The organism is Chryseobacterium sp. 22458 (assembly GCF_052044975.1).
Classification (GTDB): Bacteria; Bacteroidota; Bacteroidia; order Flavobacteriales; family Weeksellaceae; genus Chryseobacterium.
In genome coordinates, this window is record NZ_JBQEOA010000001.1 from 1,031,206 (window position 1) to 1,055,367 (window position 24,162).

At 37.5% G+C, this 24,162-nt stretch carries 21 protein-coding genes; 12 read left to right on the forward strand and 9 right to left on the reverse strand.

Going from position 1 to position 24,162, the window contains the following annotated elements:
- Positions 1–76: 76 nt before the first annotated feature.
- From ACTJJF_RS04525 to ACTJJF_RS04565, 9 genes are all read left to right on the forward strand, one after another.
- Complete coding sequence (locus ACTJJF_RS04525; protein ID WP_440698825.1) at positions 77–1,564, forward strand: hypothetical protein; 1,488 nt, start codon at positions 77–79, stop codon at positions 1,562–1,564.
- A gap of 94 nt (positions 1,565–1,658) precedes the next feature.
- Positions 1,659–2,186 (forward strand): DUF1697 domain-containing protein, encoded by a 528-nt coding sequence (locus ACTJJF_RS04530; RefSeq protein ID WP_440698826.1) that lies wholly within the window; start codon positions 1,659–1,661, stop codon positions 2,184–2,186.
- A 511-nt stretch (positions 2,187–2,697) separates the two neighbouring features.
- A complete protein-coding gene (gene kdsA, locus ACTJJF_RS04535; RefSeq protein WP_065397984.1) occupies positions 2,698–3,507 on the forward strand; it encodes a 3-deoxy-8-phosphooctulonate synthase in 810 nt (269 codons plus the stop codon).
- Between the two features lie 43 nt (positions 3,508–3,550).
- Positions 3,551–5,791 (forward strand): TonB-dependent receptor plug domain-containing protein, encoded by a 2,241-nt coding sequence (locus tag ACTJJF_RS04540; protein ID WP_312305914.1) that lies wholly within the window; start codon positions 3,551–3,553, stop codon positions 5,789–5,791.
- A 151-nt stretch (positions 5,792–5,942) separates the two neighbouring features.
- Positions 5,943–6,323: an HYC_CC_PP family protein gene (locus ACTJJF_RS04545; RefSeq protein ID WP_312305915.1), complete on the forward strand. Its 381-nt coding sequence runs from the start codon at positions 5,943–5,945 to the stop codon at positions 6,321–6,323.
- A gap of 115 nt (positions 6,324–6,438) precedes the next feature.
- On the forward strand, positions 6,439–6,912 hold the full coding sequence (locus tag ACTJJF_RS04550; protein ID WP_440698827.1) for a DUF3347 domain-containing protein: 474 nt from the start codon (positions 6,439–6,441) through the stop codon (positions 6,910–6,912).
- Positions 6,913–7,015: 103 nt separating this feature from the next.
- The gene (locus ACTJJF_RS04555) at positions 7,016–9,706 is read left to right on the forward strand and encodes a multicopper oxidase domain-containing protein (RefSeq protein ID WP_440699230.1); all 2,691 of its coding nucleotides are present in this window, start codon (positions 7,016–7,018) and stop codon (positions 9,704–9,706) included.
- A gap of 26 nt (positions 9,707–9,732) precedes the next feature.
- On the forward strand, positions 9,733–10,362 hold the full coding sequence (locus ACTJJF_RS04560) for a DUF3347 domain-containing protein (RefSeq protein WP_440698828.1): 630 nt from the start codon (positions 9,733–9,735) through the stop codon (positions 10,360–10,362).
- Positions 10,363–10,366: 4 nt separating this feature from the next.
- On the forward strand, positions 10,367–10,828 hold the full coding sequence (locus tag ACTJJF_RS04565) for a heme-binding domain-containing protein (RefSeq protein ID WP_440698829.1): 462 nt from the start codon (positions 10,367–10,369) through the stop codon (positions 10,826–10,828).
- A 55-nt stretch (positions 10,829–10,883) separates the two neighbouring features.
- Here ACTJJF_RS04565 and ACTJJF_RS04570 read toward each other — a convergent pair whose 3' ends face one another.
- From ACTJJF_RS04570 to ACTJJF_RS04600, 7 genes are all read right to left on the reverse strand, one after another.
- A complete protein-coding gene (locus ACTJJF_RS04570; RefSeq protein WP_440698830.1) occupies positions 10,884–12,917 on the reverse strand; it encodes a S9 family peptidase in 2,034 nt (677 codons plus the stop codon).
- Between the two features lie 84 nt (positions 12,918–13,001).
- Positions 13,002–14,117 (reverse strand): FAD-dependent monooxygenase, encoded by a 1,116-nt coding sequence (locus tag ACTJJF_RS04575; protein WP_440698831.1) that lies wholly within the window; start codon positions 14,115–14,117, stop codon positions 13,002–13,004.
- 195 nt (positions 14,118–14,312) lie between these two features.
- Positions 14,313–14,813: a GNAT family N-acetyltransferase gene (locus ACTJJF_RS04580; protein WP_440698832.1), complete on the reverse strand. Its 501-nt coding sequence runs from the start codon at positions 14,811–14,813 to the stop codon at positions 14,313–14,315.
- Between the two features lie 87 nt (positions 14,814–14,900).
- Positions 14,901–15,698: an alpha-ketoglutarate-dependent dioxygenase AlkB gene (locus tag ACTJJF_RS04585; protein WP_440698833.1), complete on the reverse strand. Its 798-nt coding sequence runs from the start codon at positions 15,696–15,698 to the stop codon at positions 14,901–14,903.
- A gap of 13 nt (positions 15,699–15,711) precedes the next feature.
- Positions 15,712–16,938, reverse strand: a complete 1,227-nt coding sequence (locus tag ACTJJF_RS04590) for a hypothetical protein (protein ID WP_440698834.1) — start codon at positions 16,936–16,938, stop codon at positions 15,712–15,714.
- A gap of 164 nt (positions 16,939–17,102) precedes the next feature.
- On the reverse strand, positions 17,103–17,969 hold the full coding sequence (locus ACTJJF_RS04595; RefSeq protein WP_002979276.1) for a sigma-70 family RNA polymerase sigma factor: 867 nt from the start codon (positions 17,967–17,969) through the stop codon (positions 17,103–17,105).
- 350 nt (positions 17,970–18,319) lie between these two features.
- Positions 18,320–19,111 carry a S1/P1 nuclease gene (locus ACTJJF_RS04600; protein WP_440698835.1) on the reverse strand — a complete coding sequence of 264 codons (792 nt, stop codon included), beginning with the start codon at positions 19,109–19,111 and terminating at the stop codon, positions 18,320–18,322.
- A 437-nt stretch (positions 19,112–19,548) separates the two neighbouring features.
- Between ACTJJF_RS04600 and ACTJJF_RS04605 the strand changes: the two genes are divergently transcribed.
- From ACTJJF_RS04605 to ACTJJF_RS04615, 3 genes are read left to right on the forward strand one after another with little or no spacing between them, the layout of a single operon-like run.
- Positions 19,549–20,490 (forward strand): type VI secretion system baseplate subunit TssG, encoded by a 942-nt coding sequence (locus tag ACTJJF_RS04605; RefSeq protein WP_312305938.1) that lies wholly within the window; start codon positions 19,549–19,551, stop codon positions 20,488–20,490.
- A gap of 54 nt (positions 20,491–20,544) precedes the next feature.
- Entirely contained in the window at positions 20,545–21,447 is a 903-nt protein-coding gene (locus ACTJJF_RS04610; RefSeq protein ID WP_312305941.1) for a TssN family type VI secretion system protein, read from the forward strand.
- Between the two features lie 26 nt (positions 21,448–21,473).
- Positions 21,474–22,613, forward strand: coding sequence for a hypothetical protein (locus ACTJJF_RS04615; protein ID WP_440698836.1), 1,140 nt, complete (start codon positions 21,474–21,476; stop codon positions 22,611–22,613).
- A 173-nt stretch (positions 22,614–22,786) separates the two neighbouring features.
- On the opposite strand, the gene blaIND is transcribed toward ACTJJF_RS04615, so the two are convergent.
- Together blaIND and ACTJJF_RS04625 are read right to left on the reverse strand one after the other, a co-directional pair.
- Entirely contained in the window at positions 22,787–23,506 is a 720-nt protein-coding gene (gene blaIND, locus ACTJJF_RS04620) for an IND family subclass B1 metallo-beta-lactamase (RefSeq protein ID WP_440698837.1), read from the reverse strand.
- 152 nt (positions 23,507–23,658) lie between these two features.
- Positions 23,659–24,132: an Lrp/AsnC family transcriptional regulator gene (locus ACTJJF_RS04625; protein WP_312305947.1), complete on the reverse strand. Its 474-nt coding sequence runs from the start codon at positions 24,130–24,132 to the stop codon at positions 23,659–23,661.
- Between the last annotated feature and the right edge of the window lie 30 nt (positions 24,133–24,162).

Below are 24,162 nucleotides of genomic sequence, written 5' to 3' on the forward strand. Positions count from 1 at the left end.
CGGAACTTCGGTTCCGTTTTTTTATTATTGGGAATCCTGAATTTTAAGGTTATATTTGTGAAACTAAAAATACATAATGGCTGAAGCACAAAATAGCAAATTCCCAATTTATGCCGTCATCATTACGGTTCTTTTTAAACTTCTTTTTTTATTAACGCATTATATTCAGGAAGATGCTTTTATTACCTGGAGAGTTGCCCAGAATTTATTGGATTACGGAGTGATCGGTTTCAACGGAGATACCAAAATCTCTGCATCTACCACTCATCTGTACGTTTTTGTGTCTTATCTTTTCAACCTTATTTTTGGTAAAGAAAACTTTATTGAGCCTCTTTTGATATTTAATTCCATATTATTTACAATAGGAACATTACTTCTCTCTCATCTGGTTCTTAAAAATCCCTGGCATAAGGCTGTTTTTATCTTTCTGATCGGTATTCTGCCTCCATCCATTAAAATTTCAATCCTTGGTATGGAATACGGACTCCTGTTTTTCCTGGAAATGGTATTGCTGTATTATGGATTTAATAAAGGAAAAAAATGGGTACTTACCTTGTTGCCTGTTTTCATTATGTTTACAAGAATTGATACGGTTATATTCTTAGGTATTGTCTTCCTTGTGGATGTATTCTGCAATAAAAAAATCAGATGGAATTATGTTTTTGGCGGAATTCTGGGTGTTGTATCAACATTAGCATTCAACTGGTTCTATTTTGGAGAAGTGGTGAATAATACCATTACCGCAAAGAAGCTGCTTTATGAAGATCATTTTACCTTTCAGCAGCATATCGGTTATTTCTTTAAAAGCTTTGGAAACTTCTGGGGAATGCTGAAATTTCCCGGAGACTTTAATCCGCTTACGGTAGTGGTTCTGGTCTTTGAACTTCTTTGTTTCATTTACCTGATCAGACAGAGAGGTACAAGAAACTTCTTTCTGTGGATTATCTTTATTTTCGGATGGACAAAACAGATTATTTTTATCTCTCAGAAAAGTCTGTTCGACTGGTATTACTGGGTACCACAACTTTTACTTTTTGTTCCGGTCCTTATTTTCATTTTGGAGCAGAAAGAGAAAAGAAATTTGTGGCTGTCTCTGCTGGTTGTATTTTATATCCTTCCGATGCTGGCATTTCAGACCGTTCATTCTATTGCTACAGGAAACGGGGAGTGGAATTACCGGAGAACCATCGGCTTATTTTTACATCAGTATGAAAAAGATAAAAAACAGTGGATTTTACTAGAACCGGCCGGATATGTGCCTTATTTTTCAGGGTTGAAAACGATAGATGAAGTAGGGCTGGTGGACAAACAAATTCAGGAAGAAATCAAAAAAGATAAAGCCAATTACTGGATCAATACGGTAAAGAACAGAAAACCAAAATACCTGCTTTCTTATCAGAATTTAGAAGAAGGAAAAAATGCGGACTACTATAAAACCCATTACAGACTTTTGAAAGAATTCAGGGTAAAAGATCACCTGAACAGCAATAATAAGATCCTTGAAAGAATCTATCATCTGAAGCCCTCGGGAACAGATTATAATTTGTACATCAGGATTGATTAAAAGATTAAATAAAGAGAACCTGGAACCAGAAACAGCGAATTCAGCACTTCCTTATTATTCGCTGCAGCCTGATAACTAAAATCTATACCTAACTATGAAATACTGTGCTTTTCTCCGTGGCGTCAACGTAAAAGGAACCAATATGAAAATGGCCGATGTCTGCCAGGTCTTCAAAGATGCCGGAATGACAGAGGTAAGTTCTGTTCTTGCTTCCGGAAATATTGTTTTTTCTTCAGATAAGAATGCTGAAGATTTGAAAGTATTGCTGGAAAAAGCAATGTCAGAACATTTTTCTTACGAAGCATTTTTGTTCATCAGATCCCAGGAAGAAACGGAGGTTCTTTGGAAAAGTATTCCCTTTGAAAAAAATGACGGGCTTCATATCTATGGTTTTGTAGGAATGCCGGGAGTGGAAAAGGTTTTGATGGAAGAATTTCAAAAAGCAACCCAGGCAGAAGATGAAAAGGCCGAAATTATTAATGATATATTTTACTGGCAGGTTCCGAAAGGTAATACCTTAGATTCTACTTTCGGGAAGGTTTTAGGAAAAAAAAGCCTTAAGGATCAAATGACCAGCAGGAATGTCAATACGTTTGAGAAGGTGTTGAGAAAGATGGAGTAGTTCTTGTCTGCAATACAAAATTTAATAGGAGCGGGCTTTAGCCCGTTTTTTTATAAAACAAAATGCCATTGGCTTCAGCCAAAACCTGAGCTGTCTTCTATATTTATATTATGTTTAGGTTCTTGTACAATAACAAACCGGATGATGAAAAGTATGAGGAGAAATGATTTCAACTTTTGTTCTTATTAAGTATTTTGCTCTCGCAGATCTTGCTGATCACGCAGATTCTATTAAAACCATCCTTAATCTTTGTCATTCAATTAGTAATCCAGCTTCAGTTATATGTGATGTTAAAGATCTTTCAAAATGATAAACCGGGTGTTGAGACACAAAAACATTGTATCATTGAATTTTCCTCAAAAATTTGATCAAAACATAATCAATAAAAAGGTATCCAAATCAAAATATGACAATTATCTTCTCTAGTACTCTAAAATCTCACTCTCTCCCCAAATAATTTCCAAGTCTGAAACTTTCTCAGTATTTTTACTGAACTTTTAATACCAACAAAATGATTCAGTATTTAGATAACATTCAGCACAAAGATTCAAAGAACTTTTTCCTTATTGCAGGCCCATGTATTATTGAAGGGGAAGATATGGCACTTAGGATTGCTGAAAAAGTAATCAACATTACAGACAAATATAATATTCCTTATATTTTTAAAGGAAGTTTCAAGAAGGCGAACAGAAGCCGTGTAGACTCTTTTACGACGATTGGAGAAGAGAAATCTCTTGAAATCCTTAAAAAAGTAGGAGAGACTTTCAATATTCCGACAACAACGGATATTCATGAGAACGAGCACGCAGCATTAGCAGCACAATATGTGGATGTATTACAGATTCCTGCATTTTTGGTACGTCAGACTGACCTTTTAGTCGCTGCAGCAAAAACAGGAAAATGCGTTTCTTTGAAAAAAGGGCAGTTCCTTTCACCGGAATCAATGAAGTTTGCTGTTCAGAAAATTACAGATTCCGATAACCAGAAGGTAGCGATCATTGAAAGAGGAAATTCTTTCGGATACACAGATCTGATTGTGGATTACAGAGGAATTCCTACGATGAGAGAATATGCTCCGGTAATTTTAGATGTTACCCATTCTCTGCAGCAGCCCAATCAAAGCTCAGGAGTGACAGGAGGGAGACCGGATCTTATTGAAACCATAGCTAAAGCAGGAATTGCAGTAGGAGCAGATGGAATTTTCATTGAAACACACCCTACACCGGAAACAGCATTATCTGATGGAGCCAATATGTTAAGACTGGATTTATTAGAAGATTTGTTACAAAAATTAACAAGAATTAGAGAATCGATTTTGTAATTGTTAAAAAAACATTAATTTTAGAAATTCTAAAATATTTCTTTTGAAAAAACTAGTTTTACCGCTAAGCCTTATGGTCCCTGTACTGATTTTCTCGCAACACAGAAAAAAGGATACAGCGACCATTAAAGTGACCGATATAGAGGAAGTAGTCTTCCAGAAAAAAGCAGTAGGAAGCACAAAAGACATTACCAATGTCCGTATTTCAGCAAAAGATGCGAAAGCTGCTGCTACCATAAGTGGAGGAATTGAAGGATTGCTCAAAACACTTCCTTCCGTAAACTCCAATACCGAGCTGTCTTCCCAATATATGGTTCGTGGCGGAAACTATGATGAAAACCTTATCTACATCAATGATATTGAAATCTACAGACCTTTCCTCATCAGAAATTCTCAGCAGGAAGGTATGAGTATCATCAATCCGGATATGGTTTCTACGGTGAATTTCTCAGCAGGAGGATTTGAAGCCAAATATGGTGATAAAATGTCTTCCGCTTTAAATATCTATTACCGTGAACCTGAAAAATTTGAAGTTTCAGGAGAAGCGAGCCTGATAGGAGGAAGGCTTACCACAGGTCTGGCTTCAAAAAATAAAAAGTTTACCGCTTTATTTTCAGGAAGATACAGGAATACGAACCTTGTTCTTAATACCTTAAAGGAAGATACAGATTTTAACCCTACCTATTGGGATTTCCAGTCTTACCTTAACTATCATGTTAATGAGAAGCTTTCTATGTCATTCATCGGTTATTATTCCAAGAATGATTATGAAATGATTCCAAGGCAGAAAAGTGTAACATTCGGAAGTCTTCAGCAGCCTATTACTGTAAATATAGGATATGGAGGTAAAGAAAATGACCAGTATAAAAATATGATGGGGACATTTTCTGTGAATTATAAACCGGCGGATAACTGGAAGTTTACCCTGGATGCTTTTGCCTACCAAAACAGAGAAAAAGAATATTATAGCATACAATCGCAATATGAGCTGCAGACCTTTGATCCTAAAACCCAGGAACCTGTTGCATCCTATGATCTCGGTGGGCAGATAGATCATGCAAGAAATGATTTATTTGTAAGAACTTATGGAACCCAGTTCAGAGCAAAATTTTCTCCTAACGTAAATACGGATTTTGAAGTAGGTTTTAAATATGAAAAAGAAAACCTGAAAGATAATACCAACGAATGGAGATTGGTAGATTCTGCAGGGTACAGTATTCCAAGGCCTGATATCGATCCGAGAACAGGAGCGACCGGAGATCTTAAACTGGCCTATTATATTGCGGGACAAAATAATATTGAACCTTCAAGACTGTCTGCATATGCTCAATATTCACAGAAATTCTATTGGGGAGCCAGTAAAGTATTTGTGAATGCAGGAGTAAGAGTGGCCAACTGGAGTTTCAACAAAGAAACCATATTCTCCCCAAGAGCCCAGTTTGCTATCAAACCGGATTGGGATAATGATATGTTGTTCAAACTTTCGGCAGGAATCTATTATCAGTCTCCTTTCTATAAAGAGATTAAAGACCTTGACGGAAATTTCAACTCCAATATAAAATCACAGCGTTCCATTCAGGTCATTCTTGCCAATGACTATGAGTTTCAGATGTATGACAGACCGTTTAAGCTGACTACGGAACTTTATTATAAGAAAATGGATAACCTGATCCCGTATTATATGGATAATGTAAGAATCCGTTATTCCGGAGCCAATAATGCTAAAGGATATTCATATGGTATTGATACCAGATTGTTCGGTGAATTTGTTCCTGGAGTAGATTCATGGCTTTCTGCAAGTTATGCGAGAGTGTATGAAAATATTGGCGGAAGAGGAGATATTCCGAGACCTACGGACCAAAGATTCAGATTTGCCATGTTCTATCAGGATTATATGCCGCAGTTTCCGTCTATGAGGGTAAACCTTACTTTGGTGTATGCGATGGGTCTGCCAACAGGGGCTCCTGTAATGTTTGACAGCAACGGGCAGCCTGATTTTAATTCTGCTTACAAGTTCCAGAAAACACTTCCGGCTTATAAAAGGGTAGATATCGGATTAACCAAAGTATTTATTGATCCTAAAGATAAAAAGAGCAGATCGGGATTCTGGGGTAATTTCCAGGAACTGACGTTGGGTGTTCAGGTTTTCAATGCATTTAATATCAATAATACGGTTGCAAACCAATGGATCACAGATTATAACTCTTCCAACACCAATCTTTATCCGGTTCCGGTACGTCTTACAGGGCGTTTCTTTAATGTGAAACTGGAATTTAAATTGTAAAATCTGCTTAATGAGCATAATCTGCGGAAGCAATTAAAATAAAAAAACCTCTGAAAAATAATTCAGAGGTTTTTATTTACCTTAATTTTATAACAATAGTACCGAATTTTATAACAATGGTTTTCCGGATATTTCTATCTTTGTGCTATCAATGAAAAAGATTCTTGCCATATTGTTCTCTGTTTTCTACTTCGGATTTTCTTCCGGAGCAGCTTTCAGCGTTCATTATTGTATGCAGGAATTTGTTTCCGTAAGCCAGAAAACAGATGATATCTGTGGGAAATGTGGGGTTAAAGATAAAAAAAGCTGCTGCAAAACAGAGATCAAAGTCGTAAAGGTAGATGATTCCCAGAAATCTGATCTTCTTAAAATTGATTTTTTAAGCGCTGTATCAGAAATTCCGGTGAAGCATCAGTTCGCCGTTATCGACAAATCGTTTTCAGCCACAAAGTTTACACAAATTCAGATCAATGCACCGCCGGAGTACAGGCCTGTGCCTATCTACATTAATCATTGTAATTTTAGAATTTAGAATCCGTCAGTCGTTTTCGGTGTTGTGATAACATCGTTACCAATGACATGTCTCAACGCATTACCTGTGCGTTACCTTTATTCTTTATAAAAAATTAATTCTAAAATTTAAAACAATGAAAAAGTATATCATTACAGCAGCCCTGTCTTTATTTTCAATTATTTCACTTTCAGCACAGTCTAAAAAAGACGCTCAGGTTTCAAAACTGTATCAGAACTATATTGCCATCAAATCGGCTTTAGCTTCAGATGATGCAGACAAGACATCGAAAGCTGCTACGGAATTCATTAAAACTGCTTCTACAATCGATTATAAATTGGTTTCAGAAGGAAATCTTAATATTCTGAGAAAAGATGCTTCCGCCATTTCAGAAGCGAGAAATGTGGCCGCTCAAAGAGAAAATTTCTTCAATCTTTCAGATAATATGATTGCCCTTACAAAGGAATTCAAATTATCTGAAAAACCGGTTTATGTACAATATTGTCCGATGGCCGACGGGAATTGGTTAAGTGATGAAAAACAGATCATGAACCCGTACTACGGAAAATCTATGCTTTCATGCGGAAGTGTAAAGTCAGAAATTAAATAAGTATTGCATTAATCTTTTAAACAATGAGTTGTGGAGTTTAATTCATTTTAAACTTTAAGCTCTGCAACTTCTAAAAGTTCGGAATGTTATGAAAAAAATAATGATGTTTCTGGTACTTTTGTTTTCTGTTTTTACCTTCGCACAAGCTACAAAGACCTATTATACCTGTCCCATGCACCCTGAAGTAGTTTCTTCAAAACCTGGAGAATGCCCGAAGTGCAAGATGACATTGGTAAAGAAAACGGTTGCAACAAAGCCTGTGGTAAAACCAACACCTAAAGCAGAGACAAAAACAAAACCGGTAGAAGCAAAAATAAATAAGTCAAAAACAGATATTAAAAAAGCTGAAGAAACTAAGAAAGTAAATACAGCAGCTCAATCGGAATCAGCTTATACTTGTCCAATGCACCCTGAAGTAATTTCGGATAAACCCGGAAAATGTCCTAAATGCGGAATGGAGCTGGTAGAAAAAGAAAGCCATCAGCATAATGCAGTTGAAGATTCAAAAGTAGAAAAGCCTGTTTTAAAAAGAAATTCAGAAAACGGGAAAGTTACTTTTGGCGGGAAAACAGTTCGTTATGATCTGTATGTAAAGGATACGATTGTCAATTTTACAGGAAAAAACAGGAGAGCCCTTGCGATCAACGGTAAACTTCAGGCTCCTACACTGTATTTTACAGAAGGAGATACAGCTGAAATTTATCTGCACAATATGCTTAAGGAAAATACAGGCCTTCACTGGCATGGGGTGATTCTTCCCAATGAACATGACGGTGTTCCGTACCTTACCACAAAACCTGTAAAACCGGGCGAAACGCACCTATATAAATTTAAAATCTCTCAAAACGGAACCTACTGGTACCATTCTCATGAAGCGCTGCAGGAACAGATCGGGATGAACGGAATTCTGGTATTTAAAAAGAGAGAAGGCGAGTCAAAAACCGGATATAATGCAGAAATTCCTGTCTTATTAGGAGATTGGAGTGATGATGATCCTATGCAGATTGCCCGCAGACTTCACATGGCCAATACAGATTGGTATGCTGTGAAAAAAAATGCAGTACAGAGTTACTGGGAAGCGATTAAATCCGGAAACTTCGGTACCAAGGCACTGAATGAATGGAAAAGAATGGAAGCCATGGATGTAAGTGATGTATATTACGATAAATTCCTGATCAATGGAGTGCCCAGTTCGGATTATTCAAATCTGAAGGCAGGGGATAAAGTAAGACTGCGAGTTGCCAACGGAGGTTCATCCACTTATTTCTGGCTGAATTATGGTGGCGGAAAAATAAAAGTAGTCGGTAATGACGGAAATGATGTGGTTCCTGTAGAAGTAGACCGATTGATTGTAGGGGTTTCTGAAACCTATGATATTGAAGTTATGATTCCTGAAAATAAAAGCTTTGAATTCAGGGCTACCTCGGAAGACAGAATAGGGCATGCGTCCCTCTGGCTGGGTTCCGGTGATAAAGTAGAAGCTCCCAATCTGCCAAGACTGATGCTTTTTGAAGGCATGAAAATGATGAACGGGATGATGGAAATGAGCGGAAATATGAAGCCAATGAATATGACGATGGGGAATCAGATGATGGATATGAACGAAGTGATGTATCCTGAACTTCCGGAAAGCCAGAGAAAGCAGACCATGAAGCATATGAACGAAATGATGGGAGTAAAAACGAAGGAGGAGAAAAAGACTGAAGATCATTCTCAACATGCCGGAATGGATATGAAGGAGGAGAAAACCATCAAAAGATTATCTTACAATATTTTAAAGTCTCCTGAAAAAACGATTCTTCCTACAGACAGCATTCGTGAAATGAAATTTACACTGGAAGGAAATATGAACCATTATCTGTGGACCCTTGACAACAAGACGGTGACCGAGACAGATAAAATCCTGGTAAAAAAAGGAGAAATCCTTAGGATTAAACTGTACAACAACTCCATGATGCGTCACCCGATGCACCTTCACGGGCATGATTTCAGACTGATCAATTCAAAAGGAGAATACTCACCACTGAAAAATGTAGTGGATATCATGCCGATGGAAACGGTTACGATTGAATTTGCAGCCAATCAGGACGGAGACTGGTTTTTCCACTGTCATATCCTGTATCATATGATGGCGGGAATGGGCAGAATCTTCAGTTATGAAAACTCTAAACCGAATCCACAGCTTCCCAACAGAAAACTGGCCTGGAAAAACTTCCTGAAAGACAATAAAATGGTAAGCTCTATGGCTATGCTGGATGTAGCAAGCAACAAAATACATGCAGAAACCATGACAATGTTCGGACCAAGATGGGCGAACCTGAACGAATTTCATACCAACTGGAACTTCGATCATTTTGAAGGAAGTGCAAAAGTAGGACGATTTTTAGGAAAATTCCAATGGGCATTGCCTTATGCAGGAGTAAGGGTTCAGAAGAATCATGAGATCATGGAAAGACAGATGGCAGAAGATATGGGCATGGATTTCCATGGCAAGAAAACCTGGTTTGGGCAGCAGAAAGCTTCCAAAAACAAACTGGCTTTCATGGTGGGTATGCAATACGTTCTGCCCATGCTTATTACTGCTGATGCAAGTATTGATCAGAATGGTAAAGTTTTACTGGAACTGAGCAGGGAAGATATCCCGCTTTCCAGAAGGCTGAGAGGGAATTTCAGTGTGAATTCCGATGGAGAGTTTTCAACGGGAGTAAGATATATCCTGCAAAAATGGTTATCCGTTTCCGGAAATTATGATAATGAAATGGGCTGGGGAGCCGGTCTTACCTTAACGTATTAATTTTAAGCATATTATTAAAAAAAATAATGAAAAATATAATAACCGTATTATTGGCGGGAGCTACTTTATACTCCTGTAATAAACCCGAAAATAAAGTCTCTGAAAATAAAGCAACAGAGCAGGAAATCAAAACTGTAGACGCCCCGGAACCTGCTGAAACTTCAAACCAGGAGGTAAAAGAAAGCCCGGAAGAAAATAAAAAAGAAACAGTTGAGCTTTCAGCTTTTCCGGTTCAGCAGATTATTAAAGGCTATCTCCCTTTAAAAAATGCCCTGGCACAGGATGATTCTAAAAAAGCTTCCGATGCTGCTAAAAACCTGTTTTCTGTATTAAAGAAAATAGATATCAGTAAGACCGATGCCAAAAGCAATTCTGAACTGCGTGATATTCTGGAAAGTGCTTCAGAAAATGCAGAACATATTGGGGACAATGCTGAAGATATAGCACACCAGAGAGAACATTTACTTTCGTTGAATAATGATATTACAGATCTGATTGGAGAAGTGGGAACCGGCGGTTTAAAATTATATCAGGATTTCTGCCCTATGTACAATAATGGGAAAGGAGGAACCTGGATCAGTGAGACAAAGGAAATTGTAAATCCTTATGAAGGAACAAAAATGCTCAACTGCGGATCTGTAAAAAAGGTTTTGTAGAAAAATGAACCGTTCTTTTACAAGAATATTTTTAGGAGGTATCCTTATCTTCTTAATCATTCAGGTGATTCAGCCTGTCCGTAATATTGATTATGGACAGGTACCTTCCTCTGATATTTCAAAAGTGTATAAGGTCCCTGAAAATATACAGTCAATTTTAAGAACCTCATGCTACGATTGCCATAGTAATTCAACGGATTACCCTGTTTATGGATACATTCAGCCATTCAGTTTTTTTCTTGAAAATCACATCAAAGAAGGGAAAAAAGAACTGAATTTTAATGTGTGGGGGCTTTACAGCAAAAGGAAACGGTCTCATAAACTGGACGCTGTTGAGAATCAGATCATGCAGAGAAAAATGCCGCTTCCTTCATATCTTTATCTCCATCAGGGCGCAAAGTTGTCTGATGAAAAGATCAAAGAAATTGTTGACTGGGTAGAATCAGTTCGTACAGAAAACCTATAAGTAAAACAAAAACCATCTCATTGTAGAGATGGTTTTGTTTGTTTAATAAGCTATTTTATTTAGCAACTTCCGCTGTTTTTACTTTTTCAGCGGGTTTGTAAGTTACTTTTTTGATGTCTACGGTCATTTCCTTCAGACGCTTTGCCACGTTCTCAGGCATGTCTTTCTGGTATCTTCCGCCAATAACTTCAGAAAGGAATTTTTCTGTTTCAGCATACATGGCCATATTATTGACAGGTTTACGGAATCCGTGGCCTTCATCATCGGCCAGAATATAATTTACCTTTTTACCTTTGTCACGTAATGCAATGACAATCTGATCTGCTTCAGCCTGTTTCACCCTTGGGTCATTGGCTCCCTGAACAATCAATAACGGTTTGTTGATTTTGTCTACACTAAATAACGGGCTTGCTTCCTGCATTCTTTTTTTACCTTCTTCAGTTCTAGGATCTCCTACCATACCATAGAGGAAAGCACGGCCTGATTCCCAGTAAGCAGGTACAGAATCCAGCAGCGTAAAAAGATTACTTGGTCCTACAATATCTACTCCCGCAGCATATACATCCGGTGTAAATGCCAAGCCTGCCAGTGTAGCATATCCGCCATAGCTTCCGCCCATAATGGCTACTTTATTTTTATCTGCAATTCCCTGATCAATCAGGTATTTTACGCCCCAGGTAATGTCATCCTGCATCAGTTTTCCCCATTGAAGATCTCCTCCATTCTGGAATTTTTTACCATATCCGCCACTGGCTCTGAAGTTCGGCTGTAGTACAGCATATCCTCTGTTGGCTAAAAACTGTACGGTTGAATTGTATCCCCAATAATCTCTGGGACCTTTCGGACCTCCATGCACCAGAACTACTACAGCAACATTTTTTCCATTCGATCCTGCCGGTAAAGTCAGGTAAGCCGGAATTTCAAGCCCGTCACTGCTTTTATAGGAAATAGGAGTCATTGCTGCCAGATACTTTTCCACTTTTTTCAATTCTGCTCTTGGTGTGTACTGGAAGATCAGCTGTCTGGTTTTAGCATCAAAGAAATACGCTTCAGAAGCATATTTATCACCCCATACCGAAACCAGAAATTTAGAATAATCTTTTGTAGAGCTGGCAAAATTAACTTCTCTTCCCGGGAATTTACTTTGAAGGAATTTATAGTTATCTTCCCAGGTTTTATCTTTCCAGTAATACTCTGTTTTATCTCCCGTATATGATGTGGAAATGATCTTCCTGGTATTTCTGTCCATAGACAGTCCTCCGAAATCTACTTTTCCTTTAGGGTCTGCTTCAACTTTTGTGATTTGCTTTGTTTTCGGATCCATCAGGAATAGAGCGGACTTATCCAGGTCTCCTTTATTGGTAACCAGATAAAATTTGGAATTATCTTCATTCCAGTTTGAGATATAGGCATTTTCCGTCACCAGGGTTTCGTAGATAGGAGTCAGTTTATCTCCGTCCTTGTAAAGGAATTGGGTAGTTCCCTTATCATCGGTTTTGGATAATACTCTCAGTTTTTCATCCCAGTCGAAGTCATATCCTGTAACACGGTCGGTATTTTCATATAACTTTTTCATTTCTCCTGTTGAAATTTTCAAAGAATAGAGATCATGCCAGGCCTTATCTCTGTTATTTAAACCAACCATCAGCAAATCGGGATCTTTTCTGCTCACCATATAAATCTGGGCAGCAACTTCTTTGAGAGGAGTGATATTCCTTGATGCCGGAACTCCGGTTGTTGCTTTGGTCATAGGATCTACAGCAAAAATATTCATGTTTTCATCCCCGTTATTATCTTTTACATATAGGATATATTTTCCGTCTTCTGACCAGAAATAACCATTCAGGGGACGTTTACTATCAGTTAACGGACGGGCTTTATCAAAAGGATCATCAATTTTTTTCACCCATATATTCATAATTCCTCCGTATTCTTTTGTAAAAGAAATCCATTTTCCATCCGGACTTAGCTGTCCTCCTGAGATCTCAGGATTACCGAAGAACAATCCTCTGTCCAGTAACGGGACCTCCTGTGCCTGCGCTGTATTGATCCCTATCATCAGGAGCAGCGCATAAAAGATTTTTTTCATGTTTTAATTTTTAGTTGTTATTAATATTTCGGATATTTTTTATACTTAAAGATAATTATTCTTAAAATCTTATAAAAGTGTGTTTTACATTTCGAGTTCTATAATCTTCTTTGCCATTTTCTGATTCATACTTTCCGGAATCATGCCCATCAGGAAGTTCCGGAATACATTTCCATGTTCCCATTGTGATATTTTTCCGATGGTACGGCTTGTATTGACGATATAGTCTACTTTTTTTCGTCTGATGTTCTGAAATTCTTCAAATACAGCATTAAAATCTCTGTTTGTTTCTAACAATCTGCCGATAATATAGGCATCTTCAATAGCCTGACAGGCGCCTTGGCCCATATTCGGAGTAGTGGCGTGAGCTGCATCACCAATCAGGCATAAATTTTCTGCATACCATTTGGGAATAGGGGCGAGGTCTGAAATGTCATTACAGATTATATTTTCTTCTGCTGTAGCTTCAATCAGCTGTAGGATCAGAGGGGCAAAATCTTTGAAAATATCAATAAGTTTCAGGTATCTGCCAAAGCTCTTTTCATTGATACAGGCATACCAGTATACTTTTCTCTCAGAAATCTTTACAAAACCGAAACGTTTTCCTTTTCCCCACATTTCAAAAGCTTCATGATGATTCTGTTCCGGAAGTTCAAAATCTACCAGTCCACGCCAGCATTTTTGTCCTGAACTCCTGATGATTCCTGTTTTTAAGATCTGATTTCTGATGGCAGATTTTATACCATCTGCACCAAATACGATATTACTTTCAATTTGAGCCCCGTTTTCAAAATCTAAAGTATAATTTTCATTTTTTCCTATCTTTTGTAAAGAATGCGCCAGTTTAATGGAGTTTTTATCCAGATTTTCAGCAAGAATTCTCTGAAGTTCAGCCCGGTGAATGGCAACATTGCAGGAATTGTACTGGGTTTCCAGATCCAGATCTGTTTTTGAAAATACCCGCATTGATTCATTGGCCAGACTGATCCTGTGAATTTTATTTCCTGCATTTTCAATTTTTTCTTTGAGGCCCAGCCGGTCAAAAACCTGCATAGCATTAACGGCCATCATGATTCCGGCTCCCACGGGTTTTATTTCCGGGGCAGATTCGTAGATCGTGAAATCATATTCATGTTGCTTCAGAATGTTGCCAAGGGTGAGACCGCCAATTCCGGCTCCTATTATTGAAATGGTGTTCATCAGAGGTTGTTATGTTTGTATTTTAAAAGTACCAGAATTTATTTATCTCCGGTAAAGTTGACTGATGTTTTTATAATTGCCACTAATACAAGAATGAAAAGTGGTGATGAAATTTTCTCGCAAATCAGGTATTTTTCTCCATAAACATCTGCGTAATCTGCAAAATCAGCGAGAAATTATAGTATGAGAATCATTTTATAATGTTAAAATATAACTTTCCGATACTTTTTTAAAACCATATTTACTGAAAAAATGATGAGCTCCATGATTATTGACTCCACTTTCCAGTAGAATGAAACTGATGTTCCAGCTCTTAGATTCCTGAATGGCTTTTTCTAAAAGCTGACTTCCCAGAGATTGACCTCTTACCGATTGGTCCAGAAGCATATCCTCTAAAATAGCATACTTTTTAAAAGGGCTGTTGATCACATTGAAAACCATCATTCCCACAATATCGCCATGTTCATTTTCTGCAATTAAAATATTGAGTTTTGAGCTCCCGTCAGAATTGAAATCTGTGAGCAGCTGCTCCGTAAGAATCACTTCCAGATCAGGATTCCAGTGATGAGAATCCAGTGCTCTGCCGGACATCATTTCGCCATGGGAAATATAAGAGTCCGTTTTATGGGTAATAAAGAAATCTACGAGTTCTTTGATCCGGGCTTTATCGGTGAGCCATTTTGTGGTATATTTCATGAGGTATGGTGTAAAGCGTTATTTTAAAATTTTAATTTCTTCTATCAGTTTATTTTCCTTATTTGGTAAAATCAGTGTGGATGAAAATTATTGCTTGTGTTTTGGGATCAGCAGATCAGCCTGGCTTATCGTATAACTTAAATCCGGATAAACAAAATCCAGCGACCGGTTTTCCTGGCCCCGGAGCTGAAAGAATTCTGATTCCTGTTCCTTATCAGCTAATTTAAATAATTCTCCGGTAGAAAAACAGGGCAGATTATCCCTGAACTGAATATAAGTTTTGGACTTTCTGAAAGTGATACCCAGCCATTTATTATCATCAGCCTTCATTTTCGGATCAGGTATAGAGTTCAGGACTATTTTGTGCTGAAATTTTTTATTGGTTTCCAACGAAAACAAAACAACAGAATTGTGATGCAATATTATTTCAGATTCTTCATCCGTTGTTTTATTTTTAATGACAAGCTTTCTCAGCTGAAAATCTTTAAGTTCATCCGGCTTTTCATAACAGCTGAAAAGAGCTATAAAAGAATGGTCTTCCAGATCTAAAGCCTGATCAGAGTGAAAACCCATTTTAGAATACACCGCATCATAAACTTCAATCAGTGCATTATTGAAATTCTGGAAAGATATATCTTTCTTTTCAACGGAAAGAGTTTCGTTGATAAGCTCAATAAGGCTTTGATGAATTTCTGAAAAAGCAGTTGCAGGAATTGTATATCGGGTAGTGGTTCTTACCACCGGAATATGCTGCCCATCCCATCTTACGAGGTGTTTTCCAAGTCTGCCTTTGCCGGTAGATTCGAATTCAGTGGAATGAAACAGTTCATCGAAAAGGTTTCTTTCTAAAGGAAGAACTATTTTGTGAAATGCTGTATGGCTCATGTTTTTCAGATGATTAAAAAATTGGTTTTTCGTAATCCCCTGAATTCATGCTGAAATGAACTTTTCCATATTCTATCATATGTTCAGTACTGTTTTCTTCATAATAAGAATTTCGCAACTGTTCACGAAGCTCAGGAGTCATTTCTTCAAGCTGGATATACTGACCGTTTTCTTTGATGTAGGTCTGACCTTCTGTATGCATTGCTTCCAGGTTAGAACATCGGACTACATAACCCATTCTAACAGGAATCTGATCTACTCCCAGAACAGACGGCCTGATTTCATGAGTATACAGCCTATTGGTAGAAAGCGGAATCAGAAATGCAGAATCAGGATACAGGGTAACACTGAACTCTTTTTCAAGAGCATCATCTTCAACCGTTTTCTTTAATTTAAAATGAAGCCTTGTCAGTGCACTGGTCTGTTTATAGCATACATCAAATCTGTCTGTATCTGAAGGTTTCAGCAAATCTGCATTGGAATCATCATAGAATGTACAGAATGCTATGAGCGCTTCCTTAGGCATGTCTTTGGTTTTATCTGAATGTGCTTTGATCTTGGCTTTTACTTCCTTCGGAGAATCATCTGTTTTCTTTTTGTTTTCATAGATCTGTACCAGAGCATGGTTCATATCTGTGTTGTATTCAAAAGTATCCTGCACACATTCGTTCAGCAGATTGATGATCTGGGTATCTACCTCCCTGAAGTTATCTGTGGGACCCGTGAGATTACTTGAACATCTCAAAAGATGATAATGAAAAGCTTCTAAGCCAGTTTCAGTAGTTTCTTTGGTAATTTTACTGAGATAAATTCCTTTTCTGAATGCTTTACTTTCTTTATTGGATTCTGTGAGTTCCTGAAAATCATGTTCAGATTTAATTTTCTCAAAGTTGCGTTCATCGGTAAACAGTTTTCTGAAATAGACTCCTGCATTACTGACGATCACAGGAACTTCTCCCAGGCTTACAACTTTTGAATTTTGCAGATGATGATCATAATTGACGGACAATTCTTTTATGATATGTACCTTTTGGGTATTGTCTTTAAGAAAGTTCAGATCTCCGCAAACATAAATTTTTTTATTGATGCTGGTGCTAAGATCATCGGGACTGTTGATTACTGATCCGCAAAAATGATCCGTCAGATATTGAAGTTCGGCATTGGTATCCGGAGCATTCTGCAAAACAAGAAGAACGTTTTTATCTTTTGAGATTTTATTTTCTGTAGGTAATGTAGTCATGTTTATTTGTTATAATGGTATTAGTTGAAATTATTTTAAAATTTGTTACAATTGATTTAAAACCAGTTTTGTTGTAAGGGGCTGAAGTGGTCAATTTAAATTAGACAAAAATAAAAAAACGGAGCCTGAAAACAGACCCCGCCTATACAATTGTTGCGCTAAAATTATTTACCCAGATAAGATTTAAGGATCTTACTTCTGGTGTTGTGTTTTAGTCTCTTAATCGCTTTTTCTTTGATCTGACGAACTCTCTCTCTTGTAAGATCGAAAGTCTCACCAATTTCTTCTAAAGTCATTGGGTGTTTTCCGTTCAGTCCGAAGTATAGTCTTACCAGGTCAGCTTCTCTTGGAGTAAGCGTGTTCAATGCTCTTTCGATCTCGATCTGTAGAGATTCAAGCATCAGATCTTTATCCGGGCTAGGTGATTCTCCTGAACGTAATACATCATAAAGATTGGAATCTTCACCTTCTACTAAAGGTGCATCCATAGACAGGTGTCTTCCGGAGTTTTTCATTGATTCCTTGATATCTTCCTCGCTCATATCAAGAACTTCAGCCAATTCTTCCGGAGAAGGTGGTCTTTCATTTTCCTGCTCAAGGTGAGCGTATGCTTTATTGATTTTATTGATGGAACCAATTTTGTTCAACGGAAGCCTTACAATTCTTGATTGCTCAGCCAGTGCCTGTAAAATTGATTGACGGATCCACCATACTGCATAAGAGATAAATTTGAAACCTCTAGTTTCATCGTACCTTTTTGCTGCTTTCATCAGGCCTAAGTTACCTTCATTGATCAAATCGGGTAAAGAAAGACCTTGATTTTGGTATTGCTTAGATACAGAAACTACGAAACGAAGGTTGGCCTTGATCAATTTCTCAAGTGCGGCTCTGTCGCCAGCACGTATTCTTTGTGCCAATTCTACTTCCTCGTCCGCAGTGATCAGTTCTACTTTACCAATTTCCTGCAAATACTTGTCTAATGAAGCAGTTTCCCTGTTGGTAACCTGCTTAGTGATTTTTAATTGTCTCATTTATTTTTATCCTCAAAAAAGAGTTACTATATAATATACGTTTGAAAACATAAAAAGGTTACACCAATTTTATTTTTTTGTGAAATTTATGATTTGCCGGAAGTAAACAGGAGAAGCTAGAATAAGAAGAAAGGCCAAAAAAGAAGCACTAAAGAAGGAGAACAGTACCAAGAACAGACTTTCGTATCAATGACTTCCATCATTCCCCTCCTTCGGAGGGGTGTCGAAAATTCAAAGAATTTTCGACAGGGTGGTTTAGCATGAATCATATCCCTATTTTCCAAACAAAAAAAAAACGAAACCGAAGTTCCGTTTTTATTTAAAGTAATATTGTAAGCTGTAATCCGTGATTAGAATAATTCATTCAATACTTTAGCCAGTCTTAATCCTCCGTACAACAATTGTCTTTCAACCGTTTCATTGAATTTATATTGGTAATCGTAAGATAATTTAGAATCGTTAGGAGTCTGTGCATAGATCTTATTGGCGATTTTGTGCGAATCATACAACCAGTCTTCCAATGTTCCGGACTGAATCTGAGCAACTTCTTCCTTAGATTTGATGTCTAAAAGTTGAGAATATTCCGTATAGCTGTATTTTTGAGAATCCACAAGTTTTCCATCCCAAACCGAATGCAAATTGGTTTTTTCCCCGAAATAAGTAACATTGATTTTGTTTCCTCCTAAATCGTCAGCTCTTCCCACGTGCAATGGTTGTGCAAGGTCGCCCATAATGTGGATCAGGAAGATGAGTGCAATTTTTCTGTCTTTTGCTGAGGTTTTTTCGTCCTTGATCTGGCTGGATAGCGTATTGATCTGAGTGTAGAGACTTGGTCCTGCCTGCATTTTTAAGTTTTGGTCAAATGCCTTGAAATCCGTCTGTGGATCAATATTTACATAATGCCATGATGATGCCTGCTTCCATACTCCTGTCGTATCAGATTTGATGAAGTCCGGCCAGTTGGCCCAGTAAGCAAGACGTTCCTTGCCCATTATTTTTTTGATTTCTCTCTTTGCCTTTCTGGAAAGGTGGTTTTCTGCAATATCTGCAATTACTCTGTGCCCCGTCAGTCCCCACGCATAAGAATAAAGTGAAGAGGAAATGAATGCTAAAATCAGAATTTTAGAATAAATACTTTTCATTTTAAATAACAATTTTCAGTCTGCAAAGATACGGCCCACTTTCCGAATGAGCATACATTATCCGGAATTTATTCCATAAAGATGATATTAATAAAATTTAATTCAGATAAAAAGGAATTGTATTAGGTTTGGGGGATAAATACAGGCTAAGGCTTACGGATAGAGAGATAATATAATCAAGAATTAAGATAAAAAGGAGTGATTCCGCACCAATCTTAACTCTTAACTTAAATTCATAAAATACTGATACTGAATCTGAAACTTTAAATTTTAAACCTTGAGCAAAATCATATATTACCGTATTTTTACGGAAATTACTTAAAATTATTCCTTTTAATGTCAATAAATTAGTATTTTTAGGATAAAATTATTAGTAAAATATTTTTTCAAACTTACGAGATATATTATCTTTACAAGTCATAATCAGAGGAAACACTATGTATGAGAATAATATTGTAGATATGCATTACAATAAGCTGCAGACAGACTTTAAGGCTGAAGCTGTGGCTGTTAATCTTTTGAAATACCACCGGACGGTAAGCAATATTTTTATTGACAGGGTTGGAGTGAACGACCGTGCTTACCTGAAGGATATCAAGAGTATTTCAAGCAGCTATTTAGGATTTGACGAGGAAGTATTTACCATAGAAAGCTACAGGGAGGGGATTTACGACTATCTTCCGGAGGGGCTTTTCCATCCGCCTTCTCTTGGCGCTTCAAGAAAGAATGTAGATACAGTGGTAAGGGAGATCCGGAAACAGAAAAGGGTAGAAGAAGATGCCCGTAAGTTTTTCCGTCCTTTTGAGCTGGAAGTTTTTTTTACAGAGATCAGTGCTTTACTTAAAGAGTCTGAGTTTGATATTACAAGCAATACGGATGCGTTGCTGGATACGGTGAGTGAGCTATGGCCACTGGTCAGAATGCTCGATAAGCAGAGCGCTTACATTTTTATGCATATCTTACCGTTTTTCCATCAGATCAGGGGAGATAAAAGATGGTTTGAAAGATGTATGACTGCATTTCTGCAGGTACCGGTAGAAGTTACTTTTTCTCCGAATGTTATCGATGAAATTGAAAAGAATGACGATTCTATGCTATTGGGGAATTCAAGGCTGGGCGTTACCTACATCCCAAGCGGAAGGCATATGGACGGGCAGCGGAACTGGGTTGTGAATATAGGACCTATCCCTTATGAGGAGATGAAAAAATACATCCCGGGAAGTCCGTTCAGAAAAGTGCTTCAGGCTTTGTATGACTATTTCCTTCCGGTGACTGTAGACGTGGAAGAAAATTTTGTCACAGAAAAGGTAGAATATTCATTCAGTCTTGAGGATGATGACAGAAACGCAAGCCGCCTTGGATACTCTACATTCCTCTAAATTATTTTATTATATTTACAACGACCAACACAATATAAATTCGAAAAGAAACAAATGGAAATTTCTTCAGTAAAAGGTATTTTTTTAAGGTATATCTTAATGCCTTTGATCGCAATTATTATGATGTTTATACTCGGTATAATCAGGCGGAATAAACCTGCGATAAAAATTAAAGTAATTATTGTATACGTTCTTCTGTGCAGTTTATGTCTGGCTCTGCCTGGCGTTTTCGGGTTTGCCGGAAATCTTTTTAATCCGGAATGGTATCTTGTAGCACAGGTGATCTACCTTATTTTCGGGATTATCCATGTCAATTTATTACACAAATATTTCAAAAAGCATTTTGATTCTCTGGCGATGAGCATTTTGTTCGAGTCTATTCTTTCATTAACGTGTATCGTTTTGGGAGGTTACCTGTTTACCCTTCTTTTCAAATGGATGAGTAATGGACTGGGAAATGCGGTAATGGCAGCCACAAGTATGCTGATTTTTGTAGTTCCTATGGTATTTTATTACTGCTACATTCAGTTTATCAGTATTCCTTTTGATATTTATAAAACATGGAGGTATTCTCCTGAGCAGAAGCTTCCTGATTTTGAAGGAGCAGATTTTGACAGACTGATGGTACTGAACGTTGAGCTGAGCAAAAAGCTTGAAGATGCCAACCGTTTCAGAATTAAAGCAAAAACCCTTCCAACGGGTGTTACTTTCGGAGACTGGTTTTACAGGGTAGTGGATGATTACAACCATAAGAATCCGGGATCTGTTATTCACCTTTCAGATGAAGGAAATGAGCCATATTACTGGATCTTTTATACTAAAAAATCGTTTTTCAGTTTTAGAAAATATATAGATTTCGACCAGGACATCACTACAAACAACATTTCTGAAAATGAAGTGGTAATTTGTAAAAGAGTCATTCAGCATGAAGAGGAGGGAGTCGCAAGAAAAGCATAATCACAAAAACTTAAAAGTATTTTAACATGATACAACCTATTAAACATTTTGCAATCAACTGGGTGGATGGGATGAAAGTTTCCCAAAGACACCTTAATGATCAGGATAATTTCTTAATTGATACCATCAGAGATTCCAATTCACTTGGGATTACTACATATAACTACGGGCTTCTGCCGATCTCTACTGAATTTACAGACAGAACGATTTTTGACGTTCATAATACCGCAACCAATGATGTACAGCTTGTTATCAAGCGTTGCAGTGCTGTGACTATGGCAGGATACCGTATTGAACTGACAGACAGAAGGATCAGCGTGAAGTCTTTGGCAAAATCCATGAATGAAGAGCAGGCAGACGGAGAATATTATATTTTAATTTCTGTAAATCCTTTTGACAAGGTTCCTTTCGGGGATATTGACCCGGAAGAGATTCCGCCACGCCATCCAAGTGCACAGCCGAATCATCATATTGAGCTATTACCTGTAACTTCTCTGAACAGCAGCTATTCCGGAGGGAATTATCTGATTATCGGAAAAGTGGATTTAAAAGCAAATATTGCTCAGGTAGATTCCAATTTTATTCCGCCTTGTACTTCTATCCAGAGCCATCCGGCATTGGTAGACTATTACAGCAGCTTTGCAAAGTCGATAGGGAATCTGCAGCAGTATGCGTTCAAAATCATTCAGAAAGCCTCTCATAAGAATCAGAATACGGCATTGGCACAGAATGTTAAATTCTTATGTACTACCATGGTGAATACGTTTGGAGATATGTATTTCCAGTTCAGAAATATCACACCATGGCAACCTCCTGTATTTTTGATCGAATCTTTTGCAAGACTGGCGCTTCATCTATATAATTCTACTCAGCTACTTGTTCCTGCCGAGCTGGAAGAGATGCTGAACTACAGCTTGGAGTGGAGTGAGATTGCGCCTCACACTTTACTGAACCAGCTTTCTATTGTAGCAGAAACCAATTATGATCACCACAACTGCGGAGAACCTTTGGTTTATATTCAGCAGATGCTGAGAAGTCTTGAGACTATTTTCGCTAAACTGAGTGAGCTTGATTACATCGGTCAGAGAAAAGAAAATATCATCGTTAATGAGCAGGAAGTTTCTACCAACACCAATCCTAAGAGAGGATGGAGTGTATTGGATTAATGCAAACTACTTTAAAATACAGATCCCGGACTTTTATCCGGGTTTTTTTATGAGTAATAACACTAAAAAGTAATACAATATAAAAGGGTATGCTCTGATGCTCTGATAACAAAAATATGAATTACTAATCATTTAAAATTTCAGCCCCGGCGAATGCCGGGGCTGAAATTTTTTTATTTTTTATTAAGAAGTTCAAGAGTATGTTCTACATGGCCTCCGCCTTTCCATTCATCATGTCCGGGAATCACCAGGCTTGCTTTTGAATATTTGGATTTCAGTTTATTGATGGTTTTTGGCCATTGTTCTACATTGGCTTCTTTGATATATCCAAGGTCTGTTGCAGATTTACTTTTTACAAGGCATCCGCCATCCAGAACATTGTATTTGGGAAACCAAACCACTACATTATCGGCAGTATGCCCTTCACCAAGAAAATCCACCACAAATTCCTCACCTCCAATGCGATAAGGCTTTCCGGTTTTAATGATCTCTGTGGAGGTAGCTTTCCCGTCTTTTTTCAGGAATTCATTGGTTTTGGCAGTGGCGTAGGTTTTGATCCCTTTATTGTTAAAAAAGCTCAGATCTCCGGCACGGTCATCATGAGAATGAGTGGCAAATACAGCAACCACGGGTAAATGGTGACGTTTTTGGATGGTATCCATCAGGCTTTGATATTGTACCTTTTCCCATGGAACGTCAAATAAGACAACTCCTTTTTGGGTAACAAGATATACGGAATTGGCAGAATATTCTTTACCTCCGAATACTCCAAAAGTTTTATAAATATGTAAGTTTTTTTTAATAGGAGGCTCAATGACAAAATCTTTTACCTGTGCATTTGCAAAAGGGCTCAACAACATGGAGACAATAAAAAACTGAATGCTTTTTTTCATAATTTTAAAGGTAATAGTTAAAGTTTAGGACTTGCAGGAGATATGAAACCTCCACAGAAGATTTTGCAAACCTAATCATTTTAAAGCAACAGATTCTTTTTAAAGCCGAATTTAACCGTTTTTTAACGCATTGAGTCAATTCGTATTCATATTTATATCAACAGATCTAAAGGCACATCAAGGCCGGATTTTACTGTATTCATCGTAACTAAGGTCCTGAAATGCTTGATGTTTTCGTTGCTGTAAAATATTCTGCGGGTCAGAATTTCGTAATCTTTCATAGAGGGAACAACAATGATCAGAACAAAATCTGACTCACCGGTTACATAATAACATTGCTGTACTTCACTAGCAGCAGTGAATAATGCCTGAGCTTCATCAATAAGGTGTATTTTATCTCTTTCCAGAAAGACTTCTACAATAAGGGTTACCGAATGACTGAGCTTTTCTGTATCAATAACAGATACATCAGCTTTAATGATTTCTGTTTCACGCATTCTTTTGATACGTCTTTGGACAGCAGCAGCTGATAAACCAATAGTGTCTCCGATATCACGTTGTGGAGTAAGATTATTTTTCTGTAGTATCTTGAGAATTGAAATGTCAAAAGGGTCCAGCTCATTCATTTTTTTAAAATTAAAAGATTGATGAAACAA